This is a genomic window from Mycetohabitans rhizoxinica HKI 454, assembly GCF_000198775.1.
In the GTDB taxonomy this organism is placed as follows: Bacteria; Pseudomonadota; Gammaproteobacteria; order Burkholderiales; family Burkholderiaceae; genus Mycetohabitans; species Mycetohabitans rhizoxinica.
Genome location: NC_014722.1, coordinates 1,498,090 through 1,510,602, shown reverse-complemented (window position 1 = coordinate 1,510,602; position 12,513 = coordinate 1,498,090). Strand labels below are relative to the sequence as shown.

At 54.4% G+C, this 12,513-nt stretch carries 11 protein-coding genes and 2 pseudogenes; 7 read left to right on the top strand and 6 right to left on the bottom strand.

The features are described from left to right. Positions 1–85: 85 nt before the first annotated feature. The 3 genes and pseudogenes from ygfZ to relB form a co-directional block, all read right to left on the bottom strand. Positions 86–1,102, bottom strand: a pseudogene (gene ygfZ / locus RBRH_RS07015) (CAF17-like 4Fe-4S cluster assembly/insertion protein YgfZ). 360 nt (positions 1,103–1,462) lie between these two features. Continuing rightward, positions 1,463–1,732, bottom strand: coding sequence for a type II toxin-antitoxin system RelE family toxin (locus RBRH_RS17175; RefSeq protein ID WP_013435405.1), 270 nt, complete (start codon positions 1,730–1,732; stop codon positions 1,463–1,465). Continuing rightward, the gene (gene relB / locus RBRH_RS07010; protein WP_041753558.1) at positions 1,716–1,943 is read right to left on the bottom strand and encodes a type II toxin-antitoxin system RelB family antitoxin; all 228 of its coding nucleotides are present in this window, start codon (positions 1,941–1,943) and stop codon (positions 1,716–1,718) included. The genes RBRH_RS17175 and relB overlap by 17 nt, the downstream gene beginning before the upstream one ends. Positions 1,944–2,371: 428 nt before the next feature. Here relB and RBRH_RS17170 point away from each other — a divergent pair, with 428 nt between their 5' ends. After that, positions 2,372–3,205 (top strand): class I SAM-dependent methyltransferase, encoded by an 834-nt coding sequence (locus RBRH_RS17170; protein ID WP_083813446.1) that lies wholly within the window; start codon positions 2,372–2,374, stop codon positions 3,203–3,205. A gap of 951 nt (positions 3,206–4,156) precedes the next feature. Then, on the top strand, positions 4,157–5,506 hold the full coding sequence (locus tag RBRH_RS07005; RefSeq protein WP_013435400.1) for a hypothetical protein: 1,350 nt from the start codon (positions 4,157–4,159) through the stop codon (positions 5,504–5,506). A 230-nt stretch (positions 5,507–5,736) separates the two neighbouring features. Here the strand turns inward: RBRH_RS07005 and RBRH_RS18825 are convergent, their stop codons facing one another. From RBRH_RS18825 to RBRH_RS07000, 3 genes are read right to left on the bottom strand one after another with little or no spacing between them, the layout of a single operon-like run. Then, complete coding sequence (locus RBRH_RS18825; protein ID WP_013435398.1) at positions 5,737–6,030, bottom strand: hypothetical protein; 294 nt, start codon at positions 6,028–6,030, stop codon at positions 5,737–5,739. Continuing rightward, positions 6,027–6,326, bottom strand: coding sequence for a hypothetical protein (locus tag RBRH_RS18820; protein WP_013435397.1), 300 nt, complete (start codon positions 6,324–6,326; stop codon positions 6,027–6,029). Before RBRH_RS18820 ends, RBRH_RS18825 begins: the two co-directional genes overlap by 4 nt. Continuing rightward, the gene (locus RBRH_RS07000; protein WP_041753556.1) at positions 6,272–7,402 is read right to left on the bottom strand and encodes a hypothetical protein; all 1,131 of its coding nucleotides are present in this window, start codon (positions 7,400–7,402) and stop codon (positions 6,272–6,274) included. Before RBRH_RS07000 ends, RBRH_RS18820 begins: the two co-directional genes overlap by 55 nt. Before the next feature lie 1,216 nt (positions 7,403–8,618). Here RBRH_RS07000 and mltG point away from each other — a divergent pair. The 5 genes and pseudogenes from mltG (at position 8,619) to RBRH_RS06975 (ending at position 12,498) form a co-directional block, all read left to right on the top strand. After that, positions 8,619–9,707, top strand: a complete 1,089-nt coding sequence (gene mltG, locus RBRH_RS06995; protein ID WP_041753554.1) for an endolytic transglycosylase MltG — start codon at positions 8,619–8,621, stop codon at positions 9,705–9,707. A 1-nt stretch (position 9,708) separates the two neighbouring features. Continuing rightward, the gene (tmk, locus tag RBRH_RS06990) at positions 9,709–10,365 is read left to right on the top strand and encodes a dTMP kinase (RefSeq protein WP_013435393.1); all 657 of its coding nucleotides are present in this window, start codon (positions 9,709–9,711) and stop codon (positions 10,363–10,365) included. 10 nt (positions 10,366–10,375) lie between these two features. Continuing rightward, the gene (locus tag RBRH_RS06985; protein ID WP_013435392.1) at positions 10,376–11,449 is read left to right on the top strand and encodes a DNA polymerase III subunit delta'; all 1,074 of its coding nucleotides are present in this window, start codon (positions 10,376–10,378) and stop codon (positions 11,447–11,449) included. Further along, positions 11,446–11,643, top strand: a pseudogene (locus RBRH_RS06980) (N-acetyltransferase family protein); the annotation flags it as partial. The gene RBRH_RS06985 and the pseudogene RBRH_RS06980, both read left to right, overlap by 4 nt. A gap of 72 nt (positions 11,644–11,715) precedes the next feature. Continuing rightward, positions 11,716–12,498 (top strand): TatD family hydrolase, encoded by a 783-nt coding sequence (locus RBRH_RS06975; protein ID WP_013435390.1) that lies wholly within the window; start codon positions 11,716–11,718, stop codon positions 12,496–12,498. Positions 12,499–12,513 lie beyond the last annotated feature (15 nt).

Here is a 12,513-nt window from a genome sequence, read left to right as displayed (position 1 = left end):
ATCGGGGCGCCAGTCGAATACGATCAGACACATCGCGACGGCGCCCGACATGGACCGCAGTCCGTTTGCCGCTGCGACGGGCCGCTCAAGGCGTTTGCGCCGGCAACGGGTACGGCAGGGGGAGGAACGCCAGCGTCGGGCCGTGGGGGGACCCGACGTGGACTGAACCGGTATCGAGTGCGCCAAGCTTGAGCTGGACCAGGCAATCGACACCGCCCTCGGGGGCCGCGGCGGCATTGACGACCATCCCGCACGGTTGGTTAGGGTCCTCCGAATGAAACACCTCGACGCCGGCGTGCGCCTGCGCGGTGTGCGCCAGCACCGTGCGGCGCTTGATCGTGCCGCGATACTGAGAACGGGCGACCACTTCCTGCCCAGGATAGCAGCCCTTGCGAAAGTTGATGCCACCGACGAGTTCGAAATTTAATCATTTGCGGCACGAACTGCTCGCTCGTCGCGGCATTCACACGCGGCTCGCCCGCGCGGATATCAAGCCAGTCCCACAGTGCGGGGACGGCCCGTCGCGCGCGATGCGTCGCATTCAGTGCGGCAAGCTTCGCATCGACTGCGGCCCTCGGCCCGACCCACAAGAAACGTGGCACGCCGTTCGCATCCGGCACGCGGATCAATTCCCCGCAGGCCGTGTCAATCTTGACGTGTACACCGTCGGGCAATGCCTCGAAGCACTGCGATAGCGCGGCCCGCACGTCGCCGGCAAAGCCGACCACGGCAAGGTCGTCGGTGGTGTTGGTCAGCCGCGCCTTGGCGCGCAGCACGAACATCGACAATCGCTTCTGAAGCGGCGCAGCCAGGTCCGCGGAAACCAGCATGCGCACCGCGTCGCCAGCACGCCAAACCAGTAGCGTGGCGAGCAGCCGCCCCTTGGGCGAGCAGAAGCCGGCCAGCCGCACACTGCCTGCTTCCAGCGTTTGAATATCGTTGGTCAGTTGGCCGTGCAGGAAGCTGGCTGCGTCGTCACCGTGCACGTCTATCACGCTGAACTGGTCGAGCACCATATAAGCGCCTCGTTCAGCGTGAAGCGCGGTGAACGCGTCGGTGTCCACGCGCGCCAGCGCGTTGGCGTCACGACCGGCATCGCCATCACCTGGCCCGGTAACCTTAGAGGATGTGTTCATGTTCAAGCTGCGTTGTCCATTCTGACTTTGGCTTAGGCAAGCAGGTATTATATGCTTTATGGCTATATTGGCGATGCTCGCCAATGGCACGTCCAGCAAGGCTTTCAGCCATCCCGGACTAGATGCCTTGTGCCATAGAATGGGCCATGCGCCATAGATTGATTATCGCAGCGGTCTGACGCGCTCAGGTTTGCGGCGATAAATCCGTTCTACTCGCGCATGGGTTTTTTAAAGCCGTGCGCCGGGTGCGGGAGAGTGCGTATGCGGCCTCACATCGCTTGGTGCGGGATCGGGAGCAGGTCTGAAACTTTGATTCGCTTTGCTGCTCATCGGTACACCTCGCGGCGGTTTCCGATTCGAACAACGAGAATGCGCAAAGCGCTGTCCTCGATATTAGCAATAATTCTGCAATCCCCGACACGGTATTTCCAGAAAGCCCTCAAGCGCGAACCTTTGAGGGCTTCGCCAATGCTGCGAGGGTCGTCCAGTACGGACACACGCTCATGTAGGAAGGCCAGAATACGGCGAGCATGTTGCGGGTTAAGTTCCTTAAGGTTTTTGCGTGCCAGACTTGATAGCTCAACCTTCCATGCCATAGTGTTTCATCACTTCTTCGAGCGGTGCGGTTTCGGATTTTCCCGCACGTATCGCTTCAAGCTCATGCTCAGCCAGGTACAAATCTTCGAGGTCGTCGAGATGTTCGCAGATCGCCTCGGTGATGTAAAAGCTCTTGGTACGCCCGGTCAGTTCGGCCAGGTTCTTCAGCCGGGCTTCCACATCGCCGGGCAGTCGAATTGAAAGGGCCATGGCGCTATGCTCTTTGGACAGGATGATACAAGTATCGTGCAAGGTTGGGCGATGCGCAAGCCCCTTTGTCTAGAAAACAGGTGCATTTGCAGAGGCTGTACGATGATCGTGGCGAGCTATGCCTTTGCCTGGCTTCCCGCATCAGGCGTACGTGGACAAGTTGACTACAAATCAGGTGTGTCTCGTACCGCCTACCCGGCCCTGTGGAATATGGCATCATTGATGCCAACAATCACACCCACAACGTTGGCATTGGCGACGCTGGAAATCATTCTCACACGATCGTAGTAAATGGCGACAGTGGTGAGAAAGCCCGGCCAATCAGCGTTGCGCTTTTAGTGTGTATTAAGATTTGAGCCGAGCATATGCAACCGATGAATACAAATCCATCTTGAATAATAGTAATTTTATGTAAAATATTGATTGCAATGAATGGCGTGAAAAAATTTAGTTTGCATAATTTAGAGAAAACCAAGGAAACGAGAATGATGCCAAGAAAAATTTCAGAAATTCTGCCAAAACGACTAACTTCAATAATCCGTTATTTGGGTTGGGCGGATGCGCCTTATAAGTGGAAATTCTCCCTTGGTGACTGCCCTCTATGCGGGCGAAGCATATTTGTTTCTATAAAGCCAAGTCCTTTTATGACAAGATGCTTAAAATGCATGGCAAACATCACCAATTTATCTCTTATTCCAGTCGTCAAATCTCACTGCGGTGGTGAATATTCAGGCCGTATCGCCTATGAGTTATCTATTTACGGTAGCACGCTTCATTGGCTAGAAAAAAACTTTGATACAGTAATTTCCAGTGAATTTTTTCCTGATCATAAATTGGGTGAGATGGTTAATGGATACTTGAATCAAGATGTGCAAAATTTAACTTTTGATGATAATAGTATTGATCTCGTTACGTCCAATCAAGTATTTGAGCATGTGCCAAATGATATAAAGGGATACAAAGAATGTTTACGTGTTTTGCGCAAAGGTGGGGCCTTAATTTTTAGCGTTCCTCTATACGACATAAAAAATACTCAACAAATTGCTTATTCAAATGGCAAGAGTATCGTTTTTATTGGTGAGCCTGAGTATCATGATAGCCGGATAGGTGGAGCAAAATCGGCACCTGCTTTTTGGCATCATTCGCTTAATGATATTGCAGCACGGGTCGCCAGTGTAGGTTTTTCCAAAGTAAAATTAATTGATGTTACAATTGCAAGCTCACAACGGAAGCCAGAAAAAGTTATTTATGCAATTAAGTAGGTGGATGACCCTAGGCTTATGAGCACGTCCAGTATAGGTCCACAAGGCGGCAGCATCACATGGCGCTTTCACGCTAATGGACGGGCACATACAGGTACCTCAAACACTGGTTTTTCTAAACGCATCACACCCAGGCAGTAACATACACAATGCCAATGTCGCAATTAGCGACGCGGGCGGTGGCGTCGCAGCCGACGAACAGTGGGATAGACAAGCTGCACGCGCTTCAGCGCTACGTATGTGCAGTACGGCCAGAGACAGTCGGTTGCCACTGACGCAACAGCGCTTCCCATTGTTGGCATCGGTTGCTCACATTTAGAGTACACACAGGTGGATCAGTACGCGTATTTGAGGATACTTGGGCGGTGAAAACGATGGGGTGGAGAAAAGGGACCAAGCCCTGGCCACATCAAAGATACAGGCATGACGGCTGAGCCCGCCTACTGTGGCGAGAAACAACTGAATTTACCGATTGTATGGCAATCTACCTAGTCATATCGACAATGCTTGCCAATAACATGTCACATTAGGCGTGTGAACATTCTCGTACACGGCTATGCGCCAGCGCATACGAGAGACCGCGATGAGCCGTGTGCGTTACGGCTACTGCAAAATTCACGTGCTTCTGCAGCGAGAGAGGACCCGGTCAGCAGGAAGGTGGTGTACAGACTGTGCCGCGGGCAAGGGTTACCGCTTCGATACAAGCCGAACCACACGCGACGCGCCCAGACAAATCAGGCTGCAAGTAAAAGCGACTGCGGCCAATGATACGTGGAGCCTCGACTTCATTGTGGATCCCGTTGCACAGCGGCCAACGATTGCGCATTGACATCACGTTATCCGCCAAAAGCGTAGAAATCGCTGCGTATTAATCTGCTAATCTGCCTGCTTTCGGTTAACCTGCTGCACTGCATCGCTTCCCATTGCGTCTATATATTACTGAGCTGACCGATGGACTTCGATTTGAATGCCGCTTTAAACGACTCCCGCGCCTTTATCTGTGCGTCGAAAGCCTACCCGCAACCCACCGCGCCACTGAAACCGCCAAGCGGCATTTTAGTTGACCTACCGGTCAAGCGGCCCACGACGTACTACGAGCTGCCGCTCGAATTGATTGCGCGAATCGGTGACAACGTGCCCGTTCAAGATGTGAAAAATTTTTCAACAGTTGATCGTCGTACTTATCATGCAATGCAAAGCCGGCGGCGAATCTACAGCTATTGGCAACGGGCGAGCCAGGCCGTGAGCCTCGCGTCAGTCGAAAAGCTGCTCGAGGAGATGGACGGCACGCTCAGCGAGCCGGCGCAGCACATTGAACCAATTGAAGCGTTGCGCCAGCGTCTGCAAGCGCTGCCGGAAGCCGACCAAGCTGAGGCCTTTAAGCGATTGTTCATGGCTGCGGATCGCATCCCGAAAGAAGGGGTGCAGATACAAAAGGCAATGACTGCCATGCTGAGCAGCTTTCCCGACGACGAACAATTCGAATTATTCGACTTTGTTATGGCAATGGCACAAAAACGTAGGCCGGATGACGAAAACGTTTGGCCAGAGCTTGCAGATCAGCTTACCTGTTTCCCGGGTGGTGCACCTGAATACCTTGAAGGCTACGAGGCACTTCTAGCCCAGCTTCCCTATTTGGGCGACGCTCGGCAAGCTGAGATAATTACAGTGTTATCGACGATGCTGTGCGATTTCGATGAGGCTAACGGCTATCCAAGCACAAAAACCTCCGAGCTGTATGCGATATTACGAGAACGAGTGCTACAGCTGTCTCCGTCTCATCAAGGCGCACCGGTTGGTGCGATGGCGGCTGCTGTATTGGCGCTGCCAGAAACAGAGCAATCTATCCGCTATGCGGAGATGCGCAACTTGGCGATGTCACTGCCGGATGAACAATGGGGGATTGCGCTATACCGCTTGCCGGCTGGATTTACTGTGTTGCCATTAGATCGCTATGCTGAAGAATTTCAGCTGTTGGAGTTTGGTCTTGAGCGTGTGCCACTTGCGCAGCGCGTGCAAGCGGCGAGCGGGCTGCTCGATCGTGTCTTTCATATGGATGACATGCTCGCAAAGCGAGTGTGGCAGCGAGCGTTAGGTTTGCTGGATGGCACTGAAGAGGCGAAATTATTTGAATTTCTTAACGAAATTAAAGCGATGGGCGTGACATCTTCATTAAGAGAGGATAATTGGAGAATTGCCGTGGACAGCATTATGTCATTTATAAAGCGCAATCGATTCTCTGAGCAGGCACGTTCACGGTTCATTGAAATTTTGCCATCGATGAAAATTTATCTATATTAATACAATTTTGCTATTTTCCATATTTTTTATATTTAAAATGACAAATTGCGCTCAGATCTGCTGTAAATATTTTAAGGTATGCTTATTATTTTTTCTACTTAAGTTGTTCTAGCGGCATTTAAGCACTTTTAAACGCTTTTTGTCGCACTTGCCGAATGCTAGTGGGCCCATGATGTCTGAGTTGGTCTAGGCGAGTTAAATTTAACTTCAACGGCCATCGCATGGACAATTCACTGTCGAACGCACTTATGCTGTACCCATTGAGAAAAGCGCATAACATGCTCTAATAAGTCATGACCAAACTTCTTCCATATTCTACCGCTGAAAAGTATTTTTTCTAACCTGTCGAGGACTTTGGTAGAATCTATACATTTCAGACCTGCGATAGTCGATTTATCAACAAACGTTCTACGCGTCTCTTCGATGGCGACTTGATACAAGAACGATCGGTGTTTTTCCTCTTGAATGCCATAGTGCATCCCAGAAAAAGGCTTGTCGTAAGGCACCGATAGCGCTTCACTCATTTTTTTCCAATTTTGACTTTAATGTCAAGCTTAGGGGCGGCTAGATTGATTCGGGGAAGGATTGAAGCAAAATCCTTCTGTGCATCACTTGCTTTGCTGCCGTGCTTGTCGGGTTTGGTGTTGTAAAAACGATCGACGACCGTTGTCAGTCCGGTGTGATTTTGGGGAAATTTTTTTCCTTGAAACGTGGTAGCAGCAAGCCTGGAAAGATCGGTTTCGACGTTCAGTTTGGCATAGTCAACTAAAATATTAACGCCGCGAAAGGGATGCCGATTGTTTTGCGAATCGATTGACAATTTTGTCCGAACATCCTGGGTGTGCTCGGCATGCTTGGGTCAGTCTCCATTTTACCTCCCGCAGCCAACGCGGCTGCTCCTGAAAGAAGGCGTGCTGAAAAAAGAGTTTGTAATTCGTCGGCGGCAAACCGACTGACATTTTTTGCCATTTCGGTAAATTCAGACCGTCCCTCCCCAAATCGAAGCGTACGACCAGTAGGACTCGTGCCAAGAGCCGCGGTAGCGTCTAAAAAAAGATTTGGCTCGGGCGCATAGGGCAGCAGTGGATCGAGCTGCGAATAAGCGTGCCGAGCTGCCATATCTGCTTCAATCTTTGGCAAAACTTTGGTTGACACATGATTCTCTAAATGACGCTCATCGACATTGCCCGCATCCAGCCTTGCTCTGGTACGAGCAATCAAACCCTCTCGGTTTGCTCGGTAGCCACCGGCGATCATGAGCGGCAAAAAAGCCAAACCGCCTTTCCCCTTTTTCTGCGTACTTGAGGGGCCAACATCTGAGTGCTCTAAGTTCATGCCTTGCTCGCGTGTTTTTTGGGCTGGTGTGGACGCTTCCGCAGCTTGTTTGCCCGGTTTCGTCTCTATCCCTTCTTCTAGTTCGAAGCTCAGCATCTTATCAATCGTGTGAAAGACGTGTTTTCCATTATCATTACCGACCCGTCGGGAACTACTATCGAAGTCTTGCACTGAGATATATGGATGCAGGTTTTGGCCCATGAAATATTGGGTTAATGCCTTTGTTTCGGCGGAATGGAGGACGTCATTACGCATCTTGCCGTAAGGAAATTTTTCATTTTTTCTGTTCCTAAATGTATTTGGCAACAACGCGATAGAAAATGGATACTTGTCAACTAACTGGGATACTTTTTCGATGGCACGCTCCATGGCCTGTTGATCTTTTTCAGGCGCATTGACACCCACGACAAGCGCAATTCTCTTGTTATCATTTTTTTCAAGCCCGTCTACCATGGCGCGGACCACGGCTGGCAGGTCGGCCAACTGATCGTAGGAAACAATAGTATTGACAATAAAGGCGGCTTGTTCAGCTTGGGCTGCGGAGCGGATTGCATGGTCCAAGCTGGATCGTCTGCATAGGTCGGAGGCCGGTATGCCTTGGTTACCCGTAGCAAGAAGCGCGGAGTATCTGCTATTTAAAACTCGCCCTGTTGTAGCTAACGGTTCACTTATCGTGATTGCTCGGCTTCCCCGTGCAGTGTTGTCTACCGCTTGTGTTGTTGCGACGTTGCGCTGTGATAGCACGCTGTTTGTTCGAGGCGAACGCTTGGATGGCGGATTAATGCTTCTTGAATTAAGTCTTGCGCTACCGGCGAATGCGGCTTCGCGACAGCCTTTGGAGACGAAGGTACGCTGGTATTGTCACGAGTGGCAGATAGGTCCTGTATGTTGCTTTCCTGAGATTCGATTTTGCGCATGGCTCACTTGCTGGTCCGTTGTTCATGGTAAACGTTGATCTGTAGCGAATTTTTATAATGTAGAAATCGTTATATGCTGTCTCCAGGCGCGAAGCGATGTAGTGTTTCGCGCACTGCGAGCATGTATGACGGTCTATGATCGTCAGCGCGTCGCATTTTTTGTCGCAACGGTGGAATTGGATTAACAAGATAGAAATTCGTCCGATTCACACTGAACAAGATTACAGTGAAGTGCTGAAAGCTATTGCCGCGCTGGTAAGTTGATTCTGCATCCAACACCCTAGAAGGTAAACAGTTAGAAATTCTGTTGTCCTTTGTCGAGGACTACGAGACCAGCGCTTTTCGCTGAAACTGTCGGAACGAGTATTCTATATTTAATGACTTTGATGTGGCGAAACATTGGGTTTAATCGACTTCTGGGACAAAATTGCGGTCCGTAAAGCCACTATGAACAGTGCATACACTGAGGGCTGACCTGTGAGTCTTCGCCTCATGCCGCCTGGCCAATGCTTGTATGTCTAGCAGATCTGCAGATTGTTGGGATTCGCAGATTATGGAATTTATGCAAAATGCATGGTATAGACTGTGTGCTTTCCTGCGATAAGGCACTCAATCGATCTTGGTAATTCGTACTGGACTTAAGGCGGTAAAATCGATGAAGTGGAAGGAGCGACTGGTGCGTCGTTGAAACCCTGTGCCATAGATGAGGGACTGCCGTGTACCAATCCATAGTTTACGTGTTCATAGTAGGCGCGCCAAAGGTACAAACACAAACATAGCCGCCGAATCCACCTACCGTCGCGGGATACGGCTTAATAGCTTCATTGTGTTATATTGAGTCTTGTTCAGCCCTGTTTCACATGTCCCTGTTTAAGAAAGTGTTGTTCGCCACGGCGGCCGCCGCGACAGTCGCCGTCGTCGCGGCGTGTGGCGCCGTTTGGTATTGGGCTCGCACACCTCTTCAGATCACGCCTTCGCCGCTCGATGTCACGATCAAGCCGCGCAGCAGCCTGCGCAGCGTCGCCGTCCAATTACGCCGCGATGGCGTGCCCATCGAGCCGCGCTTGTTCGTGCTGATGGCCCGTGTGCTGGGCCTGTCCTCACAATTGAAGTCCGGCAATTACGCGTTTTCGGCCGGGGTCACGCCATACGGCGTATTGCAGAAGGTGGCGCGCGGCGACGTGAACCAGTACGTCGTCACGATCATCGAGGGCTGGACGTTTCGCCGCATGCGCGACGAGATTAACGCGCACCCGGCGTTGCGCCATGATTCCGCTGCGCTCAGCGACGCGCAATTGATGCGCGCGATCTTGGCCGACGTCGCACCCACCGACCCACACGCGGCGGGCACGCCGCCAGCATCGCCGCCCGCTCGCCACATGCCGGCGCTGCAAGGTGCGCCTGCGCAAGAGCCTGAGGGCCTGTTCTTCCCAGATACGTACCTGTTCGACAAGAACACCAGCGACCTGGACATTTACCGCCGCGCATACCGGTTGATGCATCTACGGGTGCAGCAGGCATGGGAGGGGCGCGCGCTAGGGCTGCCCTATGCGACACCCTACGATGCGCTGAAAATGGCCTCGATCGTCGAGAAGGAGACTGGCCTCGCACAAGACCGGCCGCTGGTGGCTGCGGTATTTGTCAACCGGTTGCGTCTGTCGATGCCATTGCAAACCGATCCGACCGTGATCTACGGGCTTGGCACATCGTACGCTGGCCGGTTGCGCAAGCAGGACTTGCAGACTGACACCCCGTACAATACCTATATGCGCGGCGGGCTTCCGCCCACGCCAATCGCGCTGCCTGGCAACGCGTCGCTGGAAGCCGCGCTGCACCCGGCTGTCAGCAGCGCGTTGTACTTCGTCGCGCGCGGCGACGGCAGTAGTCATTTTTCCGACAATCTCGGCGATCACAACAAGGCCGTCGACAAGTACATCAGGGGCCAGTGACATGATGGATATTACAACCAGTCGCCAAAACGGGCCCCGGCCGCGCGGCAAGTTCATCACGTTCGAAGGGATCGACGGCGCTGGCAAGACAACTCACCTGACGTGGTTTTGCGACCGGCTGTCCGAGCGTGCCGCACGGCAGGGCGCCAGTGTCATCGTCACGCGCGAGCCGGGTGGCACGCCGCTGGGCGAGGCGCTGCGGGACATCCTGCTGCGCCAGCCGATGCATCTGGAAACGGAGGCATTGCTGATGTTCGCGGCGCGTCGCGAGCATATCGCCGCGGTGATCGAGCCGACGCTTGCCCGCGGCGACTGGGTGCTGTCTGATCGCTTCACGGATGCGACATTCGCCTACCAGGGCGGCGGGCGCGGCTTGTCGATCGACAAATTGCAGGTACTCGAGCAATGGGTGCAGGCAGGGCTGCAACCGGATCGCACCGTGCTGTTCGACGTGCCGACCGAAACTGCCAGTGCAAGGCGTGGCGGGGCTCGCGCACCTGATAAGTTCGAGAGCGAGTCAGACGCGTTCTTCGCGCGCACCCGTGCCGAATACCTGCGCCGCACCGCGCAGGCCCCGGCGCGATTTGCGATCGTCGATGCAACATGCTCGATCGCCGAAGTGCGCGAACAGCTCGAAGCCATTCTCCTCACCCTTTAATCGATAAAAAATGCCGTATCCATGGCAATACGACGACTGGACGCGGATCCAGGCCCTGCGCGAACATTGGCCTCACGCGCTATTGCTGTACGGGCAGGCCGGCATCGGCAAGGTGGACTTCGCTCGAGAACTCGCGCAGAGCTTATTGTGCGAACAGCCTCGTGATGACGCCAGCGCGTGCGGGCAGTGCGCCGCATGCACCTGGTTCCTGCAACGCAACCACCCGGATTTCAGGCTCGTCTGCCCCGAGGCTCTCGCCGCCGAGGCCACGCCGCTGCAAGCGGACAGCGATACCGGCAAGAATGCCAACGGTGAGCGCACAGGCGACGACGGTGGCGCAAGCGCGAGCGGCAAGAAATCTAAGGCGCCAAGCAAGGAGATTAGGATCGAGCAGGTCAGGGCGCTACTCGATTTCTGCAGTATTGGCTCACACCGCGGTGGCCGGCGCGTGGTGGTACTGTTCCCAGCCGAGGCACTGAACGTGGCGGCAGCCAACGCACTGCTCAAGACGCTGGAGGAGCCGCCGTCCGGCGTGGTGTTCCTGCTTGTGAGCGCGAACGTGGAGCGTTTACTGCCGACCATCGTGAGCCGCTGCAGGCAATGGCCGCTGGCGACGCCCGACGCGGCGAGTGCCTCGGACTGGCTCCGTGGCCAGTCCATTGACGATCCGGTGGGGGCGCTCGCGGAAGCCGGCGGCGCACCATTGGCCGCGCTGGCCGTTGCCCGCGACGAGCATGCACCGCTCAAGCGCTTCACGCTCGAGCAACTTGCGGCCGGCCCGGCGTGCGACGCATTCGCCTGCGGCGAAGCCCTGCAAAAGGTGCCGGTGCCGTCAGTGCTCGGCTGGCTGCAACGCTGGCTCTATGACGTGCTGACCATGCAAACGAGCGGCGAGCCACGCTACTTCCCAGCGCACCGTAACGCGCTCGAGCATGTGGCACGAGGTGCCACGCCTTTGCAGGTCGCCCAGTGTCTGAAGCGGATTACGCAACAACGGGCCGTAGAGCAGCATCCGCTGAATGGCCGATTGGTTTTCGAGGAGCTGTTTATCCATTATCGAAGCCTGTTCGGGAGCAACTCATGACGCAAGCGCCCTATCACGTCGCGACACGCGCCGATCTGCCGGCGATCGTCGCGATTTATAATTCGGCGATTTCATTTAGGCAGGTGACTGCTGACCTAGAGCCCGTCAGTATCGACAGCCGGCACGACTGGTTCGACGTACATGCTTCGGACTGGCGCCCGCTGTGGGTCTTGGAGCGCGACGGCGTCATCGTCGGGCGCCGGCTTACCGCTGGCGCGTACAGTCAGTTTCAATAGCGCGCCGCGCGGCGGCGACGCGGGGTACCGATGTTTATCGATTCACATTGCCACATCAACTTCGACGAAATGGCCCAGCGCCTGCCGGACGTGCTTGAAAAGATGCGCGTCAATGCGGTGACCCATGCACTGTGTGTCAGCGTCGATCTCGAGACGTTTCCGTCCGTGCTGGCGATCGCCCATGCGCATCCGCATATCTTCGCGTCAGTGGGCGTGCATCCGGATCACGAGCACGCGCGCGAGCCGGACGTTACCGAATTAGTCTCGCTCGCGCAGGATCCGAAGGTTGTCGCGATTGGCGAAACCGGGTTGGATTACTACCGGCTCGAAGGCCGCACGCTGGACGACATGGCATGGCAGCGGCAACGGTTTCGCACGCACATCCAGGCCGCGCGCGCTGCCGGTAAGCCATTGATCGTCCACACGCGCGCCGCCGCACAGGATACGCTGCGGATCATGCAGGAAGAGGGCGCTGCTGCTGTCGGCGGCGTGATGCATTGCTTCACCGAAACGTGGGATATTGCGCAGGCGGCGCTCGAGCAGAATTTTTTCATTTCGCTGTCGGGCATTGTGACATTCAAGAACGCAACGCAAATCCAGGAAGTTGCTCGCAAACTGCCGCTCGAACGCTTGCTGATCGAAACAGACTCACCTTACCTAGCGCCTGTGCCGTACCGGGGCAAGCCAAATGAACCTGCGTACGTCAGCCATGTCGGACGTTTCATCGCGCAGCTCCGCGGCATCGACGCAGAGCAACTTGGTGCGGCGACGTCGACCAACTTCTTTCGTCTGTTTCGCGGCGCAGAATCTTGAGGTATAAATTATTTA

Coding starts and splice junctions, on each gene's coding strand:
- RBRH_RS06975 (WP_013435390.1), top strand. CDS start 11,716: ATGTTTATCGATTCACATTGCCACATCAACTTCGACGAAATGGCCCAG.
- RBRH_RS07005 (WP_013435400.1), top strand. CDS start 4,157: ATGGACTTCGATTTGAATGCCGCTTTAAACGACTCCCGCGCCTTTATC.
- RBRH_RS17175 (WP_013435405.1), bottom strand. CDS start 1,732: ATGGCATGGAAGGTTGAGCTATCAAGTCTGGCACGCAAAAACCTTAAG.
- RBRH_RS17170 (WP_083813446.1), top strand. CDS start 2,372: ATGAATGGCGTGAAAAAATTTAGTTTGCATAATTTAGAGAAAACCAAG.
- tmk (WP_013435393.1), top strand. CDS start 9,709: ATGATGGATATTACAACCAGTCGCCAAAACGGGCCCCGGCCGCGCGGC.
- RBRH_RS18825 (WP_013435398.1), bottom strand. CDS start 6,030: ATGAGTGAAGCGCTATCGGTGCCTTACGACAAGCCTTTTTCTGGGATG.
- mltG (WP_041753554.1), top strand. CDS start 8,619: ATGTCCCTGTTTAAGAAAGTGTTGTTCGCCACGGCGGCCGCCGCGACA.
- relB (WP_041753558.1), bottom strand. CDS start 1,943: ATGGCCCTTTCAATTCGACTGCCCGGCGATGTGGAAGCCCGGCTGAAG.
- RBRH_RS06985 (WP_013435392.1), top strand. CDS start 10,376: ATGCCGTATCCATGGCAATACGACGACTGGACGCGGATCCAGGCCCTG.